Here is a 6,888-nt window from a genome sequence, read left to right on the forward strand (position 1 = left end):
CCCCCCCCCCACGACGCTGCTCACCTCGCGCGCGTGGTCGTCAATGCGCGCCGCCTCGCCGATGCAGAGGAGTGTTCAGGTCGTCCGGCGAACCGCACCATCATCGAGCTGGCGGCCTGGCTGCACGATGTCGTTATGCTGCCGAAGGGTCAAGCCGCACCGGGCGAGGCCGCGCGTCGCTCAGCCGATGAAGCGCGCTCTATCCTTACAGCGCTCGGCGTCGATCAGGCGACAATCCATGGTGTCTGCCATGCGGTGCTCGTCCACTCGTTTTCGGGCGGATTGACGCCGGAGACTCCCGAAGCGCGCATCGTCCAGGACGCCGACCGGCTCGACGCTCTGGGTGCGATCGGCATCGCCCGGCTGTGGGTCACTGGCGCGGAGATGCACAGCCTGCTCTATCACCCGACCAACCCGGCCGGCGTGGATCGTGAGCTGGATGATCGTGTCTGGGCGCTGGATCACATCGAGCGCAAGCTGCTGAAGTTGCCGGAGATGATGCAGACGGAAGCCGGACGCGTTGAAGCGGAGCGCCGGGCAGCGTATGTGCGCGACCATCGCGCGCAGATCCTCAGCGAGATTGGGAGTGACCGTGACGCGGCTGGAGCAGTTGATCGAGTCCGGCGAGCTTGACGCGCGCCTGATCGAACCAGGCGTCCCGACACCGACCGTTCCGGACGCTGCGGCTGCGCTGGGCGTCGAGCCAGACCAGATCATCAAGTCGTTGCTGTTCGCTGCACGTGATGGGCGCGTCGTTCTGGCCATCGTCACTGGTGCGAGCCGCGTCGACCGCGCTCGGCTAGCTGCGGTTGCGGGGCTGGAACGCGTGAAGATGGCTGCTGCGGAGGTCGTTCTGACGAAGACCGGTTACCCAGCAGGTGGGACTCCGCCTGTCGGGCATACGATGCCGCTCACTGTCGTTGTCGATAGTAGAGTCACGCAACTATCGGTCGTCTATGGCGGCGGTGGACGTGTGGATTCGCTGCTTCAGATCCGTCCGGCAGAGATCCTGCGGGTGACAGACGCGACGGTCGCAGACATCGTGCAGGTCGACGAATGACGGCGCACGGAGATGAAGGGAACGAATGATGGCGCAGGGCAGCATCGCTCATCGCGAGCGCACATATCCGACTCCAACACGCGGACAGCAAGCACCGGACCTCGTCGGCGAGACGCCGCAGGGCGAACGCATGTCACTCCGCCGTTCGTTCTACATGCGGCGCAACCTTGGGATCCTATTCGTCGCTGATGATGACACTGGTCGCCGATGGCTGCGCGAAGCCGCCGAGCAGCGCAACGCTGCCCACGCCGAAGTCGGCGAGATCGTCGCGATTGTCCCGCCCGGCATGGAGACCCACGGTCTGCCGGCGTTGGTCGACACGGATAGCTCTCTGTCCGCGCGTTACGGACTGTCGTCCCCTGACCTGCCCGCTGTGTTCGTGACCGACAGATACTTCGTCATCTTCTCGACGAACACCGGCGACAGCGCCACTCCGGGCCTTCTGCCCGAAGACATCCCCGGCTGGCTGGAGTTCATCGCGGCGCGGTGCAGCTGATCTCGAAGATCATCGGGCGAGCGAGCCGTCGTCCCAACCAACATATCCGCGCGCATGAGGTGGCGTGTGTCGACTGCGGTTGCCGTACTCCATCACCCCAGATCACTCCCCGGTGACGCCGCACCAATCGACGAGCATGCAGGCGATGGTCTTCGTCGCTGTGAGCAGTTCGGTGATGCTGATGTGTTCGTCGGCGTGGTGGGCGACGGTCACATCACCTGCTCCGTACATGACGCAGGGCATGTCGCCGATGATGGTGAACAGCCGCATGTCCGCGCCGTACGTGACCGCCTCGACTGGGGGCGGAGCTCCAGTGACGGCGGCGTGGGCGGCGGCGATGCACTGAGCGATCGGGCTGTCGGGCGAGGTTTCCGTTGGTGCGAACTGGCCGCCAAACCACTCGATCGTCGGTGGGTGCTCGCGGAGCCACGGATCAGCGTTGGCAACCTGCATGATGCGCTCGACGACCTGCGCCTTGAATGCATCGACATCCTCGCCTGGAATCAGACCGACTCGGCCTTCGGCGACCAGCGATTCAGGCACGGTCGACGCCCAGACGCCGGAGTGGACGACGCCGATGTTGATCGGAATCTTGTTCGCGATTGGTGCGTAGAGCGGGTGATCGATCGCCGCGTTGCGCTCGGCTTCGAATGCCAGCAGATCCTGGAAGATCGGCACGAATTTCTCCAGCGCTGAAACGCCTTCGTCGCGTACGGCGGCGTGGGCCGACTTGCCGACGATCGTCATGCGGAAGACAAGCGAGCCGCCTTGCGCCGTCACCAACGCCAGTTTGGTTGGTTCAGTGATGAGGACAGCGTCGGCCTTGTAGCCGCGCAAGATTGTCGAGAGCGCGCCGACTCCGCCGTCCTCTTCGCCGACCGTGGCGAGGACGGTCGCGTCGCCTGCGAGACGGATGCCGAGCGCGTCGAGCGCATCGAACGCGGCCAGGTAGCTGGTGAGGCCGCCCTTCATGTCGCACGAGCCGCGACCGTACACCAAGTCGCCAACGACTTCAGCGCCGAGCGGATCCTGCGTCCAGGTCGCCGGGTCGCCGTTCTCGACGGTATCCATGTGCGCGTTCAGCAGGATTGACTGCCCGCCGCCCGTGCCGCGCTTCACGGCGGCGACATTGGTGCGACCCTCGTAGACCGTTTGCTGACCGACATGGTCGTGATACGGCGCGATCTCCTCCGGCGTCGCCTCCCAGGCGTCGACCGCCAGATCGCGAACGCCACAGGCGTTCATCACGACTTTTTGCACGTCGCCTTCCGAGTTGGTGACCGACGGGACGCGGACGAGCGACTGCAGGAGTGCAATCGTTTCGTCGCGGCGCGCATCGACGGCGTCGGATATTCGCCTGACCAGATCGGCATCAATTGGCATTGAGTGGCTCCTCAGTACATGCGCTCGACGTCGAGCAGATTGCGCATTTCTTCATAGCGGCCCTCGACATAGCAGTGCAGATTGTGGATGAAGATGTCGACGATGCGACCGTTTTCGCGCTCGGACGTGCTGGCCGAGTGTGGGTTGATAATCACGTTCGGCAGGTCCCAGAATGGCGAGTCGGCGGGCAGTGGTTCGGTGCGGAACACGTCCAGTCCGGCGAAGCGGATCGTGCCGTCGGTGAGCTTGTCCAGCAGCGCGGCCTCATCGACGAGCTGACCGCGCCCGATGTTGATGAACACGACGCCGGGCTTGAGCGCATCGAAAGCGGCGCGGTCCATGATGTTCTCCGTGTCCGGTGTGTGCGGTGCGCAGAGGACGACGGCATCGGCGCTGGCCAGCATCGTTTGCAGCTCGCTGCGCTCGTAGAGGCGATCGACGCCGATCTCGGCGGCGCGCTCGGGTCGGCAGTCGCGGGCTGTGGCGACGACGTGCATGTCGAAGCAGCGGGCCATGCGGGCGACCTCGCGACCGATGCGGCCGGGGCCGACGATGGAGAGCGTTTTGCCGGAGAGTTCGTCGGAGCAGAAGCGCACCCAGCGGTGGGCGATTTTGTCATCGCGCAGTCGGTCGTATTCCTTGACGACCATCAACAGCACCATGAACACGAACTCGGTCAGCGGACGCGCGTGTACGCCGCTGGCGGTCGTGATATAGATTTCGCCCGGCCGGATGCCCAGTCTGGCGACTGTTTGACCGACTCCTGCGCTTGTCGTCTGGATCCAGCACAGGTTCGGGGCCCAGTCGAGCGGATGCTTGCCTTTGGGTGGGAAGTCGAACATGACGTCCGCGTCAAAGAGATATTTCTCCCAGCGCTCCGCCTGCTCGGGCGTGTGCTGGTAGCCCTCGATGCCGTCGTGATCGGCAACGTAGCGCGTCGGTGGCAGCAGGTCGGGCTCGTAATAGACCGCGACACCGTCCGGTGCCTCACGCCGAATTCGCTCGACGTGTTCAGCCTCCAACGGCGATGCAATCATGACCTTTATCGTCGCCAACGCAGCCCTCCATCACTCACCAGATCCAGGCCGGAGAATAGCACAGGCGGTGATTCACGCCCGAGCACGGTTTGCTGCGCTAGAATCGCCGTTGTGACTCGGCGAATGACTGGGAGAGGGCAGGGCAGATGGTCGATATCAACACGACGCTGGCGCGGCGGCTTGAGCGCGCCCAGGCGGAAATGGCCCGTCAGGGTGTTGACTACGTTTTCGTCACACCATCGTCTGACCTCGTCTACATGCTGGGCTATCCGGCGCATTCGTCAGAGCGGCTGACGCTGCTAGGCGTTCCAAAGGTTGGGCGGGCGTTCGTTGTTGCGCCACGGCTGGAAGCAGTTCGCCTTGATGATCGACGCGACATTGTCGATGTCCACGCCTGGGAAGAGACGGACAACCCGTCGGCTCTCGTGGCGTCACTGGTGGGTGCTGCCGCTGGCAAGGTCATCGCTGTCAGCGATCAGACGTGGTCGGTGTTCCTGCTGCGATTGCAGCGCGCGATCACTGGTGCAGAGTGGCTACCGGGTGGCGACGTGATCGGCGCGCTGCGCGTCGTCAAGGACGAGGCCGAGATCGCCGCGTTGCGCGAGGCGGCACGTCGGACCGACATCGCCTGGACACGCTTCGTCGAGTCGACACGGCTCTCGGGCCTGACCGAGCAGCAGGCCGGCGCAGAGTTGGCTCGCTATCTCGGTGACGAGGGTCTGCCGGAGCCGGGTTTCATGATTGTCGGCAGTGGGCCGGGCTCGGCTTCGCCGCATCATATGACCGGCGAGCGGGTGATTCAGAGCGGTGACTCGGTCGTGTTCGACTTCGGCAGCACCTGGGAGCACTACTACTCCGACATGACGCGGACCGTCTACGTTGGCGAGCCGACCGACGAATATCGCAACGTGTACGAGACTGTGCTGCGGGCGAATGCGGCGGCGAAGGCGGCGGTTAAGCCCGGTGCGACCTGCGAGTCGATTGATAAGGCGGCGCGTGACGTCATTGAGGCGGCTGGTTACGGGGAATACTTCATCCATCGCCTCGGTCACGGACTCGGGCTCGATGTGCATGAGGAGCCGTACATGGTCAGCGGCAACACCACCGAGTTGCAGCCGGGTATGGTGTTCTCCGATGAGCCGGGCATCTACATCCCCGGCAAGTTCGGCGTCCGCATCGAGGACATCCTCGTCTGCACCGAGGACGGCTACGAAAGTCTCAACACCGCACCGCGCGACTTGACGGTGATGGACTAACGATCAGTTAGCGAGTCGTGCGACGCGCGACGTAAGGAATGGCTCGGTCATGGATCAGTATCCGGCAACGGCGGAGGTCGTCATCATCGGCGCGGGCATCATGGGCTGCTCGATCGCCTATCACCTGGCGGAGCGCGGCGTACGCGACGTCGTCGTGCTGGAGCGCGACCAGATCGGTCGCGGCGCGACGGCCGATGCAGCCGGTGGCATCCGCCTGCAGTTCTCGACCGAGACGAACATTCGGCTGTCGCAGATCAGCCTGGAGTACTGGGAGCAGTTTGAGGAGCGCTTCGGCGTCGATATCAATCTGCGCCAGCAGGGCTACCTCTTCCTGCTGACCAGCCAGGACGATGTGCCGGTGTTTCAGCACAACCTTGAGCTGCAGCAGTCGCTGGGCGTGCCGGTGCGCTGGGTCTCGACGGACGACATTCGCGAGCTGAATCCGTCGGTTCTGGTTGATGATGTCATCGGCGGTACGTTCTGCCCGCGCGATGGCTGGGCCGACACGTCGACCAGCACGATGGGCTTCGCACAGGCGGCGCGACGTGCGGGCGTCCGCATCTTCGAGGAGTCGCCGGTAACCGGCATCGTCGTCGAGAACGATCGCGTGACCGGCGTGCAGACTGGTGACACGGTCATCTCGTCGCCGCTGGTCATTTGCTGCGCCGGTCCGCAGACGAACGCGGTCAGCCGCCTGGCCGGTCTGGATCTGCCGATCCATCCGTACCGCCGGATGTCGTTCATCACCGAGCCGTTCGACAGGATTGCGCCAACCGTCCCGATGACGATCGAGTTCGCTCGCTCGCTCTATTTCCACCCGGAGAGCCACGGCTTTCTGTTCGGCATGAGCAACAAGGACGAGCCGAGCTCGGAGAATAAGGTCGTTGATGACGACTGGATGGTGGCGACGGTCGAGGCGCTGATCGAGCGCGCGCCGATCTTCGAGCAGGCCGAGATTCTGCGTGGTTGGGCGGGGTTTTACGAAGTCACGCCCGACGATAACCCGCTCGTTGGCGCGGTGCCGGATCTGGATGGCTTCCTCGTTGCAGCCGGGTTCTCCGGGCACGGGTTCATGCAGGGGCCAGCCATCGGGCGCGTCGTCGCTGAACTTGTGGTCGATGGCGAAGCATCAACGATCGACGTCTCGGCGTTCCGACCGAGCCGCTTCCGCGAGGGCGTGCTGCTGCAGGAGCACAACGTCATCTAGCGCTCTGCGATTCGGGACTGCCTCGCGGCGTTTGGACAAATCGGCCGTGTCGTGGGGGAGGCCTTGTGGTTGTTGGAGTTGGTTACGTCTCGGTGCAGCTGTTCGCCAGCCAGTCGCTGAAAGACAAGCGGCGGGTGATTCGGTCGGTTGTCGAGCGTACCCGCAGCCGGTACAACGCCAGCGTGGCCGAGGTCGATTATCTGGACTCATGGCAGATGGCCGGGATCGGCTTCTCCTGTGTCTCGAACTCTGCGAGCCACGCCGACAGTATGCTCGCCGAAGTGCTGCGCTTCATCGAGGCGAACCTCGCCGATGGCGCAATCGCCGACGTTTCGACTGAGTTGATTCATTTGGGGTGAGGTCGAGAGCAGGCTGTGTCTGCCACCTTTCGCGGGGTGCGAGCGTCTGATTGCGCCGAATTTGAATACGACAGCAAACCAGTTCTCCTG

Annotated in this window: 8 protein-coding genes; 6 read left to right on the forward strand and 2 right to left on the reverse strand. The window is 64.0% G+C overall.

The window, feature by feature from the left end:
* From M9890_14955 to M9890_14965, 3 genes are all read left to right on the forward strand, one after another.
* A partial coding sequence (locus tag M9890_14955) for an HD domain-containing protein (GenBank protein MCO5178252.1) occupies positions 1-633 on the forward strand: 633 nt, incomplete at its 5' end.
* Positions 587-1,060 carry a YbaK/EbsC family protein gene (locus M9890_14960; GenBank protein ID MCO5178253.1) on the forward strand — a complete coding sequence of 158 codons (474 nt, stop codon included), beginning with the start codon at positions 587-589 and terminating at the stop codon, positions 1,058-1,060. The genes M9890_14955 and M9890_14960, both read left to right, overlap by 47 nt.
* A gap of 28 nt (positions 1,061-1,088) precedes the next feature.
* Entirely contained in the window at positions 1,089-1,556 is a 468-nt protein-coding gene (locus M9890_14965) for a peroxiredoxin family protein (protein MCO5178254.1), read from the forward strand.
* Positions 1,557-1,658: 102 nt separating this feature from the next.
* On the opposite strand, the gene M9890_14970 is transcribed toward M9890_14965, so the two are convergent.
* Both M9890_14970 and M9890_14975 read right to left on the reverse strand, forming a co-directional pair.
* Positions 1,659-2,939: an ArgE/DapE family deacylase gene (locus tag M9890_14970; protein MCO5178255.1), complete on the reverse strand. Its 1,281-nt coding sequence runs from the start codon at positions 2,937-2,939 to the stop codon at positions 1,659-1,661.
* Between the two features lie 11 nt (positions 2,940-2,950).
* A complete protein-coding gene (locus M9890_14975) occupies positions 2,951-3,994 on the reverse strand; it encodes a D-2-hydroxyacid dehydrogenase (GenBank protein MCO5178256.1) in 1,044 nt (347 codons plus the stop codon).
* A gap of 128 nt (positions 3,995-4,122) precedes the next feature.
* Here M9890_14975 and M9890_14980 point away from each other — a divergent pair, with 128 nt between their 5' ends.
* The 3 genes from M9890_14980 (at position 4,123) to M9890_14990 (ending at position 6,798) form a co-directional block, all read left to right on the forward strand.
* Entirely contained in the window at positions 4,123-5,232 is a 1,110-nt protein-coding gene (locus M9890_14980; protein ID MCO5178257.1) for a Xaa-Pro peptidase family protein, read from the forward strand.
* Between the two features lie 49 nt (positions 5,233-5,281).
* Positions 5,282-6,439: an FAD-binding oxidoreductase gene (locus M9890_14985; GenBank protein MCO5178258.1), complete on the forward strand. Its 1,158-nt coding sequence runs from the start codon at positions 5,282-5,284 to the stop codon at positions 6,437-6,439.
* A gap of 65 nt (positions 6,440-6,504) precedes the next feature.
* The gene (locus tag M9890_14990; protein ID MCO5178259.1) at positions 6,505-6,798 is read left to right on the forward strand and encodes a DUF503 domain-containing protein; all 294 of its coding nucleotides are present in this window, start codon (positions 6,505-6,507) and stop codon (positions 6,796-6,798) included.
* Positions 6,799-6,888 lie beyond the last annotated feature (90 nt).

The organism is Thermomicrobiales bacterium (genome assembly GCA_023954495.1).
GTDB lineage: Bacteria > Chloroflexota > Chloroflexia > Thermomicrobiales > CFX8 > JAMLIA01.

Excerpts from the sequence above, each read along its gene's own strand:
- M9890_14965 (MCO5178254.1), top strand. The coding sequence starts at position 1,089 with ATGGCGCAGGGCAGCATCGCTCATCGCGAGCGCACATATCCGACTCCA.
- M9890_14970 (MCO5178255.1), bottom strand. The coding sequence starts at position 2,939 with ATGCCAATTGATGCCGATCTGGTCAGGCGAATATCCGACGCCGTCGAT.
- M9890_14980 (MCO5178257.1), top strand. The coding sequence starts at position 4,123 with ATGGTCGATATCAACACGACGCTGGCGCGGCGGCTTGAGCGCGCCCAG.
- M9890_14985 (MCO5178258.1), top strand. The coding sequence starts at position 5,282 with ATGGATCAGTATCCGGCAACGGCGGAGGTCGTCATCATCGGCGCGGGC.